Annotated in this window: 12 protein-coding genes; 8 read left to right on the top strand and 4 right to left on the bottom strand. The window is 70.1% G+C overall.

The window, feature by feature from the left end; translation table 11 throughout:
* Together G5C60_RS41225 and G5C60_RS41220 are read left to right on the top strand one after the other, a co-directional pair.
* Nucleotides 1–991: IucA/IucC family C-terminal-domain containing protein (locus G5C60_RS41225; protein WP_277611461.1), on the top strand; the 991-nt coding region annotated here is incomplete at its 5' end.
* A gap of 42 nt (nt 992–1,033) precedes the next feature.
* On the top strand, nt 1,034–3,163 hold the full coding sequence (locus tag G5C60_RS41220; protein WP_338146075.1) for an NB-ARC domain-containing protein: 2,130 nt from the start codon (nt 1,034–1,036) through the stop codon (nt 3,161–3,163).
* A gap of 67 nt (nt 3,164–3,230) precedes the next feature.
* Here G5C60_RS41220 and G5C60_RS41215 read toward each other — a convergent pair whose 3' ends face one another.
* Entirely contained in the window at nt 3,231–4,895 is a 1,665-nt protein-coding gene (locus G5C60_RS41215; protein WP_165267663.1) for a translation initiation factor 2, read from the bottom strand.
* 294 nt (nt 4,896–5,189) lie between these two features.
* Between G5C60_RS41215 and G5C60_RS41210 the strand changes: the two genes are divergently transcribed.
* The 3 genes from G5C60_RS41210 (at nt 5,190) to G5C60_RS41200 (ending at nt 10,089) form a co-directional block, all read left to right on the top strand.
* The gene (locus tag G5C60_RS41210; RefSeq protein WP_165267661.1) at nt 5,190–6,104 is read left to right on the top strand and encodes a HipA family kinase; all 915 of its coding nucleotides are present in this window, start codon (nt 5,190–5,192) and stop codon (nt 6,102–6,104) included.
* The gene (locus G5C60_RS41205; protein ID WP_165267659.1) at nt 6,101–6,391 is read left to right on the top strand and encodes an Rdx family protein; all 291 of its coding nucleotides are present in this window, start codon (nt 6,101–6,103) and stop codon (nt 6,389–6,391) included. The genes G5C60_RS41210 and G5C60_RS41205 overlap by 4 nt, the downstream gene beginning before the upstream one ends.
* Before the next feature lie 296 nt (nt 6,392–6,687).
* Nucleotides 6,688–10,089, top strand: coding sequence for an nSTAND1 domain-containing NTPase (locus tag G5C60_RS41200; protein WP_165267657.1), 3,402 nt, complete (start codon nt 6,688–6,690; stop codon nt 10,087–10,089).
* Between the two features lie 75 nt (nt 10,090–10,164).
* Here G5C60_RS41200 and aceB read toward each other — a convergent pair whose 3' ends face one another.
* Both aceB and G5C60_RS41190 read right to left on the bottom strand, forming a co-directional pair.
* Entirely contained in the window at nt 10,165–11,796 is a 1,632-nt protein-coding gene (aceB, locus tag G5C60_RS41195; protein WP_165267655.1) for a malate synthase A, read from the bottom strand.
* Between the two features lie 166 nt (nt 11,797–11,962).
* Nucleotides 11,963–12,562, bottom strand: a complete 600-nt coding sequence (locus G5C60_RS41190) for a nucleotidyltransferase family protein (RefSeq protein ID WP_165267653.1) — start codon at nt 12,560–12,562, stop codon at nt 11,963–11,965.
* Nucleotides 12,563–12,749: 187 nt separating this feature from the next.
* Here G5C60_RS41190 and G5C60_RS41185 point away from each other — a divergent pair, with 187 nt between their 5' ends.
* On the top strand, nt 12,750–13,061 hold the full coding sequence (locus G5C60_RS41185; RefSeq protein ID WP_165267651.1) for a DUF5955 family protein: 312 nt from the start codon (nt 12,750–12,752) through the stop codon (nt 13,059–13,061).
* Nucleotides 13,062–13,359: 298 nt separating this feature from the next.
* Here G5C60_RS41185 and G5C60_RS41180 read toward each other — a convergent pair whose 3' ends face one another.
* Complete coding sequence (locus G5C60_RS41180; protein ID WP_165267649.1) at nt 13,360–14,181, bottom strand: IclR family transcriptional regulator domain-containing protein; 822 nt, start codon at nt 14,179–14,181, stop codon at nt 13,360–13,362.
* 230 nt (nt 14,182–14,411) lie between these two features.
* Between G5C60_RS41180 and allB the strand changes: the two genes are divergently transcribed.
* Complete coding sequence (gene allB / locus G5C60_RS41175) at nt 14,412–15,758, top strand: allantoinase AllB (protein WP_165267647.1); 1,347 nt, start codon at nt 14,412–14,414, stop codon at nt 15,756–15,758.
* A gap of 5 nt (nt 15,759–15,763) precedes the next feature.
* On the top strand, nt 15,764–16,872 hold a 1,109-nt coding region (gene alc, locus G5C60_RS41170; RefSeq protein WP_165267645.1), incomplete at its 3' end, for an allantoicase.

Genomic DNA, 16,872 nt, shown 5'->3' with positions numbered 1-16,872 from the left:
GGGGGTACGGGAGGACACGGTCGCCGAGGAGGGCGACACGCGGGCGATCGACGCGCTGGGCGAGGCACCTCCCGGCTACCGGCTCCTGCCCGCCCACCCCTGGCAGCTCGACCTCGTCGACACCCGCGAGGAGATCCGCGACGCCTTCGCCGACGGCCGCCTCGTACATCTCGGCCGCTCCGCGTCTCCGGCCTGGCCCACCGCGGCCATCCGCACGGTGTACGACCCCGCCGCCGACCTCTTCCTGAAATTCAGCCTCGACGTCCGCATCACCAACGACATCCGCCGTCTCTGGCGTCACGACCTCCTCAAACTCCACCGCACGGACGCGGCCGTCACCTCCGGGTTCGCGGCCGTGGACGGCCCCGCGGCCTGGCTGAGCGACCGCGGCTACCGCACCGCGCACTTCGCCTTCGAGGAACTCGCCGTCCTCGTACGCGACGGCCTGCGGGACCACATCCTCCCCGGCGCGACCCCCTTGCTCGCGGCCGCCCTCACGGAAGGCTTCGACGGCAGCCCCCTCGACACGCTCTCCGACCCCGCCGCCTGGTGGAGGGCTTATCTGCGCCAAGTCGTCCCGCCCGCCCTGGAGTTGTTCGCGCACCACGGCGTCGTACTCGAAGCGCATCTCCAGAACACGGTGGTGGCCGTGGACGACGACGGACTGCCCGTCCAGGCACTCTTCCGGGACGCCGAGGGCGTGAAGCTGCTGCCCGACGTCACGCGAGCGGCCGGCTGGGAACGGCTCGTGTACTGCCTCGTCGTCAACAACCTCCTTGAGATCGCGGGGGCGTTGGAGGAGCGGTATCCGGGGGTGGAGCTCTGGCCTGCCGTACGGCGGGAGTTGAGGCGTTTCGAGGCGGGGTTGCCGGAGGTGGGGGAGCTGCTCAGGTCTCCCACGCTGCCCGGTAAGACGAATCTGCTGTTGCGGTGGACGGGGGCGGACGGGGCGGACGCGCGGTATCTTCCGCTGGCCAACCCGCTGCTGTAGGTGGGTACTTCACGTCGGGCGCGACCTGCGTAAGGTTGCGCCGTGGCTGGTGAAGAGGAGACGTCCGGGAACACGTACAACAGCGTCGGCGGGCAGGCCAGTATCGGCAGCCTCGTGCAGGCCAAGTACATCGGTCACCTTCATACGCACCTGCCGGAACCTGGCCCGGCCCTGCGGATTCCCCTCCAACTCCGTGCGGAGGAGGTCCACTTCGTCGGGCGCGTGAACGAGCAGCTTTCGATCATCCGGTCCGCGAGCGCGTGGGAGGACGACGAACGGCCGTTCGTGGCCACGCTGCGGGGCCTGGCAGGGGTGGGCAAGACGACTCTGGGGCAGCGGGTCGCGCGCAAGCTGCGGAAGCAGATGACCGAGGGAGCCGGGGAACGGGGCCCGGTCGGCGTCCTGTACGTCGATCTCGAAGACAACCGCAGGGACGGCGGCATCGATGTCTCGGAGGCTCTGGCGGAGCTGCTTCGCGGCTTCGGGTTGCAGGGCAAGTGGCTGCCGTCCACCTTCGACGAACGGGCCGAACGCTACCTGGAACTGACGCGGGACCACCGGCTCGTCGTCGTGATCGACAACGTACGCGCCGGATCCGAGGTGGTGCCGCTCCTGCCCGATTCGCAGCAGAGCGTGGCCATCCTGGTGAGCCACGCCCCGCTGTACGACCTGGCGCGGACGGACGCCGTGGACGTGCCGCTGGAACCGCTCGAGGACGAGGACGCACTGCGGCTGCTGAGCGAGCGAGCACACGACGCGCGACTGTCCGAGGAACCGGCGACGGCCCGTCAACTGGTGCGCCTCTGCGGAGGGTTGCCCCTGTTGCTGGAGGCGGCGGCACTCCAGCTGAGGCGTCAGCCGCTGCGCCGACTGGTGCGTGTGCTCGACGAGTTCGGCCGGAACCTGCGTGATGCGGGGGTCCCCGAGACCGAGGCCGTACTCGACACGGCGTACGACGACATGACCGACGAGGGACGACACCTCTACCGCCTGCTCGCCACGGCACCCGACGCGGACCTGGCCCGCGCCGCGGTCGTCGCCCTGCTGGGAGAGGGCCGGGACGCGGCCGACGACGCCGTGGAGGACCTGCTCGCGGCGGGCCTCGCCGAGGTGCACGACGGCCATCTGCGCATGCACGGCCTCGTCCGCGCGCACGCGGCCCGGCGAGCGAGGGAGGAGAACCCGCCCCGCGAGGAGGCCGCGCCGGCCCGGCTGCGCCTCGTCCGCTGGTATCTGCGCCAGGCCCAGCGCGCCGACCTCGTGATCGCCGGAGAGCGCATGACGTTCGCCGCGGCGGCCGATGAGCTGCCGGGCGCGCCCGATGCCGAGTTCGGCGACGGTGGGCAGGCCCTGCGCTGGTTCGAAGCCGAGCGGCACGTTCTGTACGCGTGCGTGCGGATCGCCTACGACGACAGGGCCGACGCGGAGGCGTGGGCCCTGTGCGAACCGCTCTGGACTCACTACCTCGACCACCCCCACTACGAGGACGTCCTCGATGCCTTCGGCACCGGGTTCGAGGCGGCTCGCCGTGCCGGACATCTCAAGGCCATGATCCGAATGCGCTGCCAGCGCGCCCGCCCGCTGTGGGAGCAACGCCGCTTCCCGGAGGCCGACCAAGAACTGACCGCCGCCGTGAGCGCCGCCGAGCTGCTGTCCGCCACCGAGCCGAAGGACCGGAAACTCCGTGCCTCGGCACTGGAGTTCCGGGGCAAGCTGCACGCCGTACAGAAGCAGTGGGACGACGCCCTCCCGTACTACGAGGAGTCCTTCCGCATCCACGAACAGATCGAGAACGACTACGGCGCCATGCTCCTCACCCACCTGCGCGGCCAGGCAGCCGCGGGGCTTGGTCAACTGGGCCGCTCCCGCGACCTGTTGGCCCGGGCGCATGCGGAGGCCGTGCGGCTGAAGCGCGAACGCATGGCTGCCCGCACGGGCTTCGAGCTCGGCCGGGTGCTCCGGCGGCTGAACCGCCTCGACGAGGCACGCGAGTTGTACGAGGCCGCGCTCGCGAGTGCACACCGACGGGGTTCCACGTTCGACGAGGTGCGCATCCTGGAGGCCCTGGGCGACCTCGCCGAGCGGGCGGGGGACGAGGAGACGGCCCGTACGCATCGGGATCGGGCCGACGGGATACGGGTCGGCGAGGGCGGTCCGCGGCGGCGGGGGTGAGCGGGCACCTCGGCCGATGGGGCCCGGAGCCGGTGGGGCCCGGAGTCGGTAGGGCCCGGCAGGTGGCTCATGTGGCGGTGAGCCATACCCGGCAAGTGCTCCTGGCTACACGGCAGTTGACGGATGAACCCAAGGATGCGTCGACTTCGTCGCGGGACAATGCATGCACGGCCGACAGCACCGCCGCCGGGTCGAGGCGCAGGGCACCTGCCCGCTCGCTTTCCTGAAGCGGCTCCAGCGGCTCTATCCGTACGGACAGGAGCATGCCCGTCGCGTCACGTCGTCGTAGGAGACACCGTTCCGGCGAGAGGATCACTCCGGCGGTCCGGCACCCGGGGTGACGGGCGAGCACGTCAGCGGTCCAATCCTCAGGTGTGCCACGGGAGTTCTCGTGCCATCGCCGATACAGGAGCCCCGCGCTCATCACGGCCCGAGCCCCGGCCGCGTCCTCCTCGGCCGCGAGGTGATGTGGCGGCGGTACGTCGACACGGGCGGGACGCCGCTCGACTTCGAGGCAGCCGTCGCGCCGCTCGACCCGTACGCCGAACGCCGCGGGCGTGTCGACCGGATGCCGGGGTGCGGGCAACAGGCGGGGGAGGGGAGTCCCGGGCTGGCGGGGCAGTCGCAGGAGGCGGTAGACCTCCGTGCGCAGCCGGTCGAGGGCATGGCCCTGGGCGCCGACGTCGAACGCGGCTCGCGCGGCGGCGAGCGGGACATCGGGGCGGTGCGCCGCGAGCGCCTCGTCCAACCGGCCGGCGGGCGCCAACCGGGGTGCGGAGGAGAGCAGCCGGTCCATGGGTGTGCCCGGTATCAGCTCGGTGCCGCCGTCGTACGCGCCGACCACGGGGCGGTTCAGGGCCGCGGCGTACAGGGCGGACGAGCCGTGGTCGGAGACGACGGCGTCCGCGGCGATCAGCAACGCGGCCCACTCCTCGTGCGGCCCGGCGAGGACGACTTCGCGGGGAAGCCACTCGGCCAGCTCGAAGGTGCCGGGCTCGCTGTGGATGTTCGGATGGGCGATCAGCGCCAACTGGTACTCGTCCAGCGGGAGTTCACCGCACAGGCGCTCGGCGAGACCGGGGCGGCGGGCCAGCAGGGACTCCGGTCCCCAGGTGGAGACGAGCACGATCAGCCGGCGGTCACCGGTGCCGAGCGCGGCGCGATAGCGGTCGCGGAGGGTACGGGACTCCAGGATGCGGTCGAGCGTCGGATCGCCGAGGACGGCGGCGCGGGCGGCTGCCGCCGGGCACCGGTCTGCGAGGCGGGTGATCTGGTCGGGGTGGGCCAGCGCGTGCAGGGTGGCGAGGGGGCGGTTGTCGCGCAGCAGATAGTTGGGATCGAGACCGGAGGCCGAGTCCTCGGCGCCCTCCCCTCCGACGGTCTTGTTGAAGCCGGCGCCGTGCGGAAGGAGGACCACGGGGCCTTTGAGCCGGTCGAGTTCGCCTTTCGGGCTCGCGGCGATGATCAGGTCGTGCGACTCGGCGACGGCCCGGTCCCAGGGGACTGTCCGTGCCCCGGCCGCGTCCAGCGCCGCCAGCGCGTCCACGCCGAAGTCGGAACCGGGAGCGAGCGTGAACCGGCGCAGTATCCGGTGGTCCCCTTCAAAGACGGGGAGGACGTCCAGCAGCCGGTGCAGGGCCGCCGCGGAACGGACGGGGAAGAGAACGGTCTTGGTGGCGGTACTCCGAGACGAGCGCCCACCGCTCCCCGCCTCCGGCCAAAGCCCGGTCACTGCCCGGCTCCCGGCTCCCGGCTCCCGGCTCCCGGCTCCCGGCTCCCGGCTCCCGGCTCCCGGCTCCCGGCTCCCGGCTCCCGGCTCCCGGCTCCCGGCTCCCGGCTCCCGGCTCCCGGCTCCCGGCTCCCCAGGGTTCATCCTAGTCTGGCCGGAGTCGCCGGGTATGGCGTTTCCCCAGGTCAGTCCAGGTATCTGCGGGGTGGCGGGCGGCATGTCCGCGATCGTACCCAGGGCGGGGGCGCGGCGAAAATATCGATCAGCCGCGCGAGGCGCTGAATTACAGTGGCCGGTGTGCTGCGCGAAGTGACCGTCGATCGATACGTGACCCCGCTGAGGGCGGGCGGCTCCGTGCCCGGAGTCGTCGAGGCCGATGACCTGGGGACGTACGTCGTGAAGTTCACGGGCTCGGCGCAGGGGCGCAAGGCCCTGGTTGCCGAGGTGATCGTGGGGGAGCTGGCGCGTGCCCTCGGGCTGCGGATGCCTGAGCTGGTGCTCGCGCACTTCGACCCGGCCGTAGGGGCGCACGAGCCGCACCAGGAGGTGCGGGACCTGCTGAACGCCAGCCCCGGACTCAACCTCGGCATGGACTACCTGCCGGGCGCCAAGGACTTCACGCCCGAGGTCGCCAAGAGCTTCGCCGTCGACCCGCTGGAGGCCGGCAGGATCGTCTGGCTGGACGCCCTGACCGTCAACGTCGACCGTACGGTCCACAGCTCCAACCTCATGATCTGGCCCACACTCGGCATCGCGCCCCCGCGCCTCTGGCTCATCGACCACGGCGCCGCCCTCGTCTTCCACCACCGCTGGGACGCCTCGTCCCCGGACAAGGCGTACGACTTCCGCCACCACGCCCTCGGCCACTACACCCCGGACACACGCGCGGCCGACGCCGAGTTCGCGCCCCGCGTCACCGAGGAACTGCTGCGCGAGGTGACCTCGGCGGTGCCCGACGCCTGGCTGACCGGCGAACCGGGGTTCGCGACACCCGACGAGCTCCGGGACGCGTACGTGGACTACCTCTCCGCCCGTGTGAAGGCGTCCACGAACTGGCTGCCCACCGATTTCCCCAGCCGTGAGGAACTGGCCGCGGAGAACGCGCTGCGCGTGGCGAAGACACAGCGGGGCCGTCCGGACTGGCTCAAACGGGTTCCGGACCTGCACGGCAAACCAGCGGCGCAACAGGATTGGTCGGTACACGTCGAATGACAGCCCGGACGACAGCCCACCGCGTGCAGATCGAGTACTGCACCCAGTGCCGCTGGCTCCCCCGAGCCGCCTGGCTCGCCCAGGAACTCCTCACCACCTTCGAGACCGAGCTGACGGAACTCGCCCTCAAGCCCGGCACCGGCGGCGTGTTCGTCGTACGCGTCGACGACGAGGTGGTCTGGGACCGACGCGAGCAGGGCTTCCCGGAGCCGACGGCCGTCAAGCGCCTCGTACGCGACCGAGTGGCCCCGGGCAGGACCTTGGGCCACTCGGACAAGCAGGGCTAGCTGGAGCAGGCGCACTCGCTCTTCCCAATTGACGTATTTCGCTGTCTTGACGAGGATCCGTCATAGTTCCGTACCCTTCCGGAAAACGGGCACGGAAGCCGGAGAGGGTGGGCGGTGGTTGGCGTCCTGTGAAGACGAGTCGCAGAACTCCCCTGGACCTCGTATCCCTGCTTGTCGGGCTGGCCTTCGGGGTCGGCACGAATCTCCTCACCGCGAACCCTGAGGGCTGGTGGGGACCGTTTCGCCTGGTGAACCGCTATGCCGTCATCTGGTTGCCAGTGTGTGTCGTCGGGGTTGTGGCCTGGGGACTCGGACAGCGCTGGCACGCCCACCGTCAGATCGTCTGGACCGGGCCGGACAGCCCCTACCCCGGACTGGAGGCCTTCACCGAAGACCGGACAGAGGTGTTCTTCGGCCGCGAGGACGAGACGGCGGAAGCCGAGCGCCGGCTGGTTGTCGGCAGAGAATCCGCGCAACGCTTCCTCACGGTGGTCGGGCCTTCTGGCTGCGGCAAGTCTTCGTTCGTCGCCGCGGGTGTCTTGCCGAGGCTGAAAAAACGCCGTTGGACGGTTCTCGGCCCTTTGAGGCTCGGCTCCGCCCCCTTCACGGCTCTTGCACAGGCTCTCGCCCCGGAGCGGAGTGAGTTCGTCCCGCGCCTTGCGTCCGAGTTGCGCCGTGAGGCGGCGGCCCTGACCGGCTCGGGCGAGGGCATCCCTGAGGCATGCCTGTCCGCACTGCTTTCGGTTCAGCGCCGCCGGTCACGCATCGTCCTGGTGATCGACCAGTTCGAGGACGTCATTCGTCTCGTTGAGTCCAGGGAGCGCGATCTGTTCCTGCGATCACTCAGGGCGGCGGTGCGTGCCAAACCTGATCTGCACGTCATCGTCACGCTGACGTCCGGCTCCTTGCACGATCCGGCGCTCGGCCCCTACGACGACTTGTTCCGTACCAGGATGCCGCTGAGCTGGCTCACGCCGAGGCAGACCAACGCGGTCATCACAGGGCCGGCGCGGGCCGCTGGGGCGGACATCGCTGAGGACGTGGTGGACGATCTGCTGGTCGAGACGACAGAGGCCGGTTCTCTCCCTCTCCTCAGTCAGCTGCTGCGGAACCTGTACGAGGCCGCGGGGTCGGATCACGTGATCGGTCGGGAACTGCTGGAACGGACCGGGCCTTTGTCCGAGGCCATCGCGAGGCATGCGGAGCGCCTCTACCAGGGACTGGTCGCGGTTTACCCCTTGGAGTCCGTGGAAGCGGTGCTTCTCAAGTTCGTTTCCTGGGACGAACGGGGCATTTCTCGACAGACCGTGCGCGCGGCGTCCCTGGACGCGCGAGGCCTGGCCATAGCCGAGGAACTGCGCGCGGCTCGCCTGGTGACGGACGTGGACGAGGGTGCGGCGCTCGATCTCGTCCACGAGGCGGTGCTCAAGCACTGGCCCAGGCTGCGGGCGCTGATCGACAGCCATCAGGTGCTTCTGCGGCGTATCACGGAACTCGAACGCCGGGCCGCCGCATGGGAGGCGAACGACCGGTCGGCGGACGATCTGCTGCACGGGCAGCGGTTGGTGCAGGCTCGGGAACTGGCTGCTTCACACGCCATGTCCGTGGCCCTGTCCGACCTGGTCGCCGCGTCGGAGATCCGGGAGACGGACCACATCAGGGCACGCGCGGACGACATCGCGGAGCGGGCCCAGCAGGCATACGCGCTACAGGAGGACGACGGACTCGCGTTGGCCTTGGCCGTCGCGGCCGTACGGGAGTTCACCGCGACCGAGAAGTCCGCGCTCACCTTGTGGGGCATTGGACAAGGGCCGACGACCGAGACCATCGGTGTGGGGCACGCGGAGAAAGTGATCGCCATGGGCTGGGACCCCACCACGGGAAACTTACGGACCATAGGGGCGGAGGGCGATCTCTGTAACTGGACCGGGAGCGGTGATCTGATCGGCCAGGAGCCCTTGGGGGACGGCGCGTTGACACGGGCAGGATTCAGCGGCGGGGCGGACGCCTACTGGTTGGAAGGGCCCGGCGGTCTCGGCGTGCTGCGTTTCAGCGATCCGGACTTCTCACCCCACACACGTGCCGCGAGCGTGTTCGGGGACCGGACGGTTGGTCTCTCCTTCGACGGCCGTCGGGCCGCCGCACAACTCGACAATTCCGGCGTCGACATCGTGGACTTCGCGCCAGTGACGGAAGGGCAGCGACCGGATGTGCATTCCTTTGAGGCTCCGCCTGTTCAGGCGCTGAAGTGGTCCCCGGATTCCGCTCTTCTCGCGATGCTTGCCCGGCGGGAGGTGCACGTCGTGCGGGTGTCGGACGGTGAGCGGCTCTGGAGCCTGGCGTGTGACGCGGACGCGCCGTCGGCCATGTCGAAGACGTGGTTCGACTGGTCTCCGGACGGTCGGCGCATGGCTGAGACGGCGGGCCGGACCTTGAGGATCCGCGCTGCTGAGGACGGTGCGGTCTTGGACGAGTGGGGTGTCGGCGAGGCCGCTGTGGGGGTGTTCTGGTCCCCTGACGGATGTCTCCTGGCTGTGATCAATGGCGATACGGGTGCTGACCGAAACATCACGGTGTGGCGTATCGCCGATCGTGCGGTGCTCCGGCGGCTCGGCGTCCGCTGGGGCGTTGAGGAGGTCGTGTGGAGCGCGGACAGCTTCCGTTTCGCCTGGCGGTCGGAACTCGCCGGAGCCTGGCTCTGCGACTGCGGTTCGTGGCGCCCCAGGGCGCTGCTGAGTGACTGGCTGAGCAGCGTGTCCTGGAACGCCGGACGCGTGGCTGTCACGCTGCGGGGACATGATGCCGTGTACGTGGCAGAGCCCGTGACCAGTGCCCGGCTGCGGAAGGTCACGGGGGGCCGGGATCCGAAGCCCGGGGCGGTCGCGTGGGCCCCGAACGGCGACTCCCTTGCCGTTTCCTTCAGTGGGCGGGTCGAGATCTGGAACGTGGCGTCGAGGCGGTGCACTACAGCTCTCACCACGCAATGGGGCATGGTGGACCGCTTCGCGTGGTCTCCCGACGGGACGCTCCTCGCGACGGCGAGCCACGATTTCGTGACAGTCGCAGGTCGGATCGAGGTCTGGAGTACAGGGACCGGGCAACGAGTCGCGGAGATGGACGGCGCCGACCGGATGGCCCGGGTTCTGGCGTGGAGCCCCGATGGTCGGCGCCTGCTGGGGGCCGAGGAGGAAAGCCCGCTCGTCGCCTGGGATCCGCTCACCGGAAGTCGGTCGCTGAGCATCACCGTGGAAGCCGGAACGGCACAGGCAGCGTGCTGGTCGCCGAACGGGCGGAAGGTCGCCTTCCTCGACGGAGCCTTCCGGATACAGGTCTGCGACGCTCAGAGCGGTGAGCCATTGCTGCAGACCGTCCCTACGTATGGAGCGGCAAGAAGCCTCCACTGGGCACCCGACGGGCGTTTCCTCGCGGCGGCCGGGGACGGATGGGTGAGCTTCTGGTCGGTGGCCACGGGAGAGTGCCAGGCCGTCTCCCGGCTGGAAGCCCGACTGCCACTGGACGCGCGCTGGTCCGATGACGGCTGCACATTCACCGCGACAGCGGAGAACCACCGCCAGTACGTCTGGTCCCTGCCTGAGGACTCTGTATCCCTGGCGTGCGAGACCCTGCTGGAACAAGTTGCCGAGCAGTGTCGCGAACTGACGGCCGAGGAACGCCGCCGTTACGGCCTGCCCGCGTGAGCCGTCCCCTGTGCGGGAGCCCGTCCCTCGGCACGGGACGGTGCCGAGGGACGGAGGGCTGTGCGCACTGTGGCCTCAGCCCTCGAGCTGCTCGTACGCCGGAAGCGTCAGGAAGTCCACGTACTCCTCGTCCAGCGACACCTTCAGGAGCAGGTCGTGGGCCTGCTGCCAGTTGCCCGCCGCGAAGGCCTCGTCGCCCAACTCGGCGCGGATGGCGGCCAGTTCATCGGCGGCGACGTTGCGGGCCAGCTCCGGCGTGGCCTTCACGGTGTTTCCCGCGTGCTCGAACTCCACGCCCGCGTTGATCCACTGCCAGATCTGGGAGCGGGAGATCTCGGCGGTGGCCGCGTCCTCCATGAGGTTGAAGATGGCGACGGCGCCCATGCCGCGCAGCCAGGCCTCGATGTAGCGGATGCCGACCTGGACGGCGTTGACCAGGCCCGCGTACGTCGGCTTCGCGTCGAGGGAGTCGACGGCGATCAGGTCGGCGGCCTTGACGTCGACGTCCTCGCGCAGCCGGTCCTTCTGGTTCGGCTTGGAGCCCAGCACCGTGTCGAAGGAGGCCATCGCGATCGGGACGAGGTCCGGGTGCGCGACCCAGGAGCCGTCGAAGCCGTCGCTCGCCTCGCGGTCCTTGTCGGCCTTGACCTTCTCGAAGGCGACCTTGTTGACCTCTTCGTCGCGCCGGGACGGGATGAACGCCGCCATGCCGCCGATCGCGTGGGCGCCGCGCTTGTGGCAGGTGCGGACGAGGAGTTCGGTGTACGCGCGCATGAACGGGGCCGTCATCGTCACCGCGTTGCGGTCCGGGAGCACGAACTTCGGCCCGCCGTCACGGAAGTTCTTGACGATGGAGAAAAGGTAGTCCCAGCGGCCCGCGTTCAACCCCGAGGCGTGGTCGCGGAGTTCGTAGAGGATCTCCTCCATCTCGTACGCCGCCGTGATCGTCTCGATCAGGACGGTGGCGCGGATGGTGCCCTGCGGGATGCCGACGTAGTCCTGCGCGAAGACGAAGACGTCGTTCCAGAGGCGGGCCTCCAGGTACGACTCCGTCTTGGGGAGATAGAAGTACGGGCCCTTGCCGAGGTCGAGCAGGCGCTGCGCGTTGTGGAAGAAGTACAGACCGAAGTCGACGAGCGCACCGGGCACGGGCGTGCCGTCCGCGTCGACGAGGTGGCGCTCGTTCAGATGCCAGCCGCGCGGGCGCGTCACGACCGTCGCCAGCTCCTCGGCCGGCTTCAGGGCGTACGACTTGCCCTCGGGGGAGGTGAAGTCGATACGGCGCTCGTAGGCGTCGGTGAGGTTGAGCTGGCCCAGGATCACGTTCTCCCAGGTGGGCGCTGAGGCGTCCTCGAAGTCCGCGAGCCAGACCTTCGCGCCTGAGTTGAGGGCGTTGATGGTCATCTTGCGGTCGGTGGGGCCGGTGATCTCGACGCGCCGGTCGTTCAGGGCCGCCGGCGCCGGCGCCACCTTCCAGGAGTCGTCGGCGCGGACAGTGGCGGTCTCCGGGAGGAAGTCGAGCGTGGACGTACGGGCGATCTCGGCGCGGCGCTCGCCGCGACGGACGAGGAGCTCGTCACGCCGGGGCGTGAACCGCCGGTGCAGCTCGGCCACGAAGGCGAGGGCCGCGTCGGTGAGGACCTCGCCCTGCCGGGGCAGGGGCTCGGCGTCGACGATGGCCAGCGGGGACGGCGCTGGTGCGGACATGAACTGTCACTTCCTTCAGCGAGCTGACTTCAGTACGCGCAGTACGCGCAGTACGCAACGGCACTGGGTGTCAGTGGATACTAATTTCCTCATGGTGGAAGTTCAATTGTTTGTTGATGTCGAGATTCTCTGAGTCGAGGCACGGTGGCGCTCAGTGCCACACCGCTCACTCAAGGTGGACCAAGTCGCTTTCCGTGTCGATGTCGTACGCCCGCGCCACGTCACCGCACTCGACGAGCGTGACCGCGTCGTCGTGCGCCTTCAGATAGGCGCGTGCCCCGCGGTCGCCGACGGCAGTCGCGGTGATGCCGGGCCAGTGGTCGGCGCCGAACAGGACCGGATGCCCGCGAACGCCGTCGTACGCGGCTGCCGCGAGCGATGCTTCGGAGGCGTACGCGGCGAGCACGCGGGCCACCGCCTCCGGGCCGATGCCGGGCTGGTCGACCAGCGACACCAGCGCGGCGCGCGCTCCGGTGCCGGCCAGCGAGTCGAGCCCGGCCCGCAGTGAGGAGCCCATGCCCTCCTCCCACTGAGGGTTCTCCACGAGAACGCACCCGGGCAGCACCGCCCGATCCCGCACGGCATCGGCGCGCGCCCCCAGGACCACATGGACCCGGGCGCAGCCGGCCGCGCGCAGCACTCCCGCCGCGTGCTCGACGAGGGGACGCCCCCGGTGTTGGAGAAGCGCCTTGGGCCGCCCGCCGAGCCGCCGTCCTCCGCCCGCCGCGAGCAGCAGCCCCGCCACCTGGTCCCGTTTCTCCGTCATGTCTCCTGCATACCTGACACCGCGGCGGGTTCATGGTCTCCAAGGACTGAATTTCGGCCCTTGGAGTGGCGCCCACCGCATCAGGTGGCGTTTACTGGCCCGCGTCCCACGGCGCCCGACCAACGCCACGGGGGTGTTCGACGCAAGCGTGAAGGCGGGCGCACAAAGGAGTGCGAGGGGGAGAGCTGTGTTGCGGAGCTTGGGGCAGAGGCCAGTGACCGGCAGTGACGATGATCCGAGGGTGGCGGAGTTGCGGACCGCGGTGTCCCGGCTGCGCCGCGAACTCGCCGCGCATCCGGCCGAGTTCCCCGACCGCGGCATCGCGGAGGACGAGCTCGCCGCCCTCGCCGCGATGACCGTCAGCGGCATCCCTGAGGTGCCGCGCCTGCGCCGCTCGCTGCTGCTGATCGCCGGCTCCATCGGGTCGGTCAGCGCGCTGGCGCCGGGGCTGCAGGAGGTACGTAGTGCGGTGGAGCTCTTCGGCGAGCCGGGGCGCTGAGCGCTGGGCTGGGGCGGTGGTTTGAAGCTGCGGGTTCGTTGTGGCTTTGCGCAGTTCCCCGCGCCCCTGTGGGGCGCTACCCGCCGCGGCTGGAAACGCGGTTCAAAGCTGCCGGTTCGTTGTGGCTGGTCGCGCAGTTCCCCGCGCCCCTGACGGGGCGCTGCGTGCCCGGCTGGAAATGCGGTTCGCAGCTGCGGGTTCGTTGTGGCTGGTCGCGCAGTTCCCCGCGCCCCTGACGGGGCGCGGGTCGCGCCCCCTCGCCGCGGCGGAGCCGCAAGTTCATACGACCCCGCGCCCCCTACGGGGCGCTCCCCGGGCCTGAGCTTGCCAGGGCCTCCGAGAGTTCTACCGCGATCTGTTGCAGCACGGGCACGATCTTCTCCGTTGCTGCCTCTGTGACCCGGCCGGCCGGGCCGGAGATTGAAATCGCTGCGGCGGTGGGGGAGTTGGGGACGGAGACGGCGAGGCAGCGGACGCCGACTTCCTGCTCGTTGTCGTCCACCGCGTATCCCGCCCCGCGCACCTCTTCGAGCGCGGCGAGGAAGTCGTCCGGCGTGGTGATCGTCTTCTCCGTGGCGGCCGGCATGCCCGTACGGGACAGCAGTGCGCGCACCTCGTTCGCGGGGAGGTGGGCGAGCAGGGCCTTGCCGACACCGGTGGAGTGCGGCAGCACTCGGCGGCCGACCTCGGTGAACATCCGCATCGAGTGCTTGGACGGGACCTGCGCGACGTACACGATCTCGTCGCCGTCGAGCAGCGCCATGTTCGCCGTCTCGCCGGTCTCCTCGACCAGGCGCGCCAGGTAGGGGCGGGCCCAGGTGCCCAGCAGCCGCGACGCGGACTCGCCGAGGCGGATGAGGCGAGGCCCGAGCGCGTACCGGCGATTGGCCTGCTGGCGTACGTAACCGCAGACCACCAGCGTGCGCATCAGCCGGTGAATCGTCGGCAGCGGCAGCCCGCTGCTCACGGAGAGCTCGCTCAGGCCGACCTCGCCGCCCGCGTCCGCCATCCTCTCCAGCAGGTCGAAGGCGCGCTCGAGGGACTGGACACCACCGCTGGGGGCGGAAGTCTTCGGTGCGGAGGCATCCGCGGGGGCGTCGCTGGCGCTGGACGTCGGCACGGGGCTTTCCTTTCAGGGCCGGCAGGGAGAGAGGCAGCCTATCGGCCAGTCAGTTTGTTGACTGACCGGTTGTGGATCACTACGTTTTGTGTTGTGGAATTCTAATTTCGTCTTGCGGAAAGGTCTAGGTGTTGTGGCCCGCCCTTGACGGGGCGAGACCCGCGGTGAAGACTCGTTCAACATAACGTTGAATTTCGCGATGCGGAAGAGAACGGCAGAGAGGGGTCCGGGTGTCCGACGACGGACGGTGCGAACTGGTCCTGCGCTCGACGCGCGTCATCACTCCCGAAGGGACGCGCGCAGCCTCGGTCGCGGTAGCCGCGGGCAAGATCACGGCCGTACTCGCGTACGACGCTGAAGTGCCCTCAGGAGCGCGGCTGGAGGACTTCGGCGACGACGTCCTGCTGCCCGGCCTGGTCGACACCCACGTGCACGTCAACGACCCGGGCCGCACGGAGTGGGAGGGCTTCTGGACCGCCACCCGCGCCGCGGCCGCCGGCGGCGTCACCACGCTGATCGACATGCCCCTCAACTCCCTTCCGCCGACCACGACGGTCGACCACCTTCGTACCAAGAAGCACGTCGCCCGGTCCAAGGCGCACATCGACGTGGGCTTCTGGGGCGGGGCCCTGCCCGACAACGTCAAGGATCTGCGCCCGCTGCACGACGCCGGTGTCTTCGGCTTCAAGGCGTTCCTGTCGCCCTCCGGAGTCGACGAGTTCCCCGAGCTGGACCGGGACCAACTCGACCGGTCGCTGGCCGAGATCGCGGGATTCGGCGGCCTGCTGATCGTGCACGCCGAGGACCCGCACCGGCTCGCCGCCGCCCCTCAGCAGAGCGGGGGCAGGTACGCCGACTTTCTCGCCTCACGGCCGCGGGACGTCGAGAACACCGCCATCGCGAACCTCATCGCCCAGGCGAAACGCCTCCACGCGCGCGTGCACGTGCTGCACCTCTCGTCCAGCGACGCGCTTCCGCTGATCGCCGCCGCCAAACGCGAGGGCGTACGGCTGACCGTCGAGTCCTGTCCGCACTACCTCACGCTCACGGCCGAGGAAGTACCGGACGGGGCAAGCGAGTTCAAGTGCTGCCCGCCGATCCGCGAGGCGGCCAACCAGGACGCGCTGTGGCAGGGCCTGATCGACGGCACCATCGACTGCGTCGTCTCCGACCACTCGCCCTCCACCGCCGATCTGAAGACGGCCGACTTCGCCACCGCCTGGGGCGGCATCTCTTCCCTCCAGCTGGGCCTTCCGGCGATCTGGACGGAGGCGCGCAAGCGGGGCCGGTCCCTCGAAGACGTCGTCCGCTGGATGTCCGCGCGCCCCGCCGAGCTGGCCGGACTCACCCAGAAGGGCGCGATCGCGGCCGGCCGCGACGCCGACTTCGCGGTCCTCGCCCCCGACGAGACCTTCACCGTCGACCCGGCCGCGCTGCACCACCGCAACCGGGTCACGGCGTACGCGGGCCGCACCCTGCACGGCGTCGTCAGGTCCACCTGGCTGCGCGGCGAACGCATCATGGCCGACGGTGAGTTCGGCGAACCCGCCGGCCGACTTCTCGAAAGGAACAACTGATCACCGTGACGGCGATACCTGGCTTCACCGGCGACGCGAGCCCGTACGGGGGCGGCGACCCCTACGCGGACTACCGCACCGCCGACTTCCCCTTCACCCGGTACGCCAACCTCACCGACCGCCGCCTCGGTGCCGGTGTCATCGCCGCGAACGACGAGTTCTTCGCGCAGCGCGAGAACCTGCTCGTGCCCGAGCGCGCCGAGTTCGACCCCGAGCGCTTCGGGCACAAGGGCAAGATCATGGACGGCTGGGAGACGCGGCGCCGCCGTGGCGTCTCCGCCGAGCACCCCTGGCCCACGGCCGAGGACCACGACTGGGCGCTCGTACGCCTCGGCGCCGCCGGTGTCGTACGCGGCATCGTCGTCGACACCGCCCACTTCCGCGGCAACTATCCGCAGGCGGTGTCGGTCGAGGGCGTGTCGGTGCCGGGATCCCCGTCTCCGGAGGAGTTGTTGTCCGACGACGTGAAGTGGACGACTCTCGTCCCCCGTACGGCAGTCGGCGGTCACGCGGCCAACGGCTTCGCGGTCTCCGTCGAACAGCGCTTCACGCATCTGCGCGTCAACCAGCACCCCGACGGGGGCATCGCCCGCCTCCGCGTGTACGGCGAGGTCGTGCCGGACCCGGAGTGGCTTTCCGTGCTCGGCACCTTCGACGTGGTGGCCTTGGAGAACGGCGGCCAGGTCGAGGACGCCTCCAACCTCTTCTACTCACCCGCCACCAACACCATCCAGCCGGGCCGTTCCCGGAAGATGGACGACGGCTGGGAGACGCGGCGGCGGCGCGACACCGGTCACGACTGGATCCGCTATCGGCTCGTGGCCCGCTCCGAGATCCGCGCGATCGAGATCGACACGGCGTATCTGAAGGGGAACTCGGCGGGGTGGGCCTCGGTGTCGCTGATGGACGACGAGAGCGGCGGCTGGACGGAGATCCTGCCGCGCACCCGCCTCCAGCCCGACACGAACCACCGCTTCGCCCTTCCCGTCCCCGCCGTCGGGACGCACGCGCGCGTGGACATCTTTCCGGACGGGGGGATCTCGCGGCTGCGGCTGTTCGGTTCGCTGACGGAGGAGGGGGCGGCGGGGTTGCGGGCTCGGCATCAGGAGGTGGG

Source organism: Streptomyces scabichelini, assembly GCF_011045015.1.
Classification (GTDB): domain Bacteria; phylum Actinomycetota; class Actinomycetes; order Streptomycetales; family Streptomycetaceae; genus Streptomyces; species Streptomyces scabichelini.
The sequence above is the reverse complement of the archived record's forward strand: the minus strand, read 5'-3'. Positions and strand labels throughout refer to the sequence as shown.